Origin of the sequence: Pseudomonas rossensis (genome assembly GCF_039888995.1) — a bacterium.
Taxonomy (GTDB): domain Bacteria; phylum Pseudomonadota; class Gammaproteobacteria; order Pseudomonadales; family Pseudomonadaceae; genus Aquipseudomonas; species Aquipseudomonas rossensis.
In genome coordinates this window covers 1-237 of record NZ_JBBWCB010000406.1, presented here as the reverse complement: position 1 = coordinate 237, position 237 = coordinate 1, and the positions used below count along the sequence as shown (strand labels likewise).

The window sequence follows — 237 nt, the reverse complement described above, 5'->3', positions numbered from 1 at the left end:
ACACCCACACCGCGTTCGTGATGGAGTCGCTGATCGACGAACTGGCCGAGGCGGCCGGCAAGGATCCGGTCGAGTACCGACGAACCTTGCTCAAGGACCATCCGCGGCATCTTGGCGTGTGCTGAACCTGGCCGTCGAGAAAGCCAACTGGAAGGCGCCACTGCCGGACGGCCATGCGTTGGGTGTCGCGGTGCATGAGTCTTTCGGCAGTTATGTTGCCCAGGTGGCCGAGGTGTC

Annotated in this window: 1 pseudogene; it reads left to right on the top strand. The window is 63.3% G+C overall.

Annotated features, from left to right (window positions below):
* A pseudogene (locus WLY71_RS31065) lies at positions 1–237 on the top strand (xanthine dehydrogenase family protein molybdopterin-binding subunit); the annotation flags it as partial.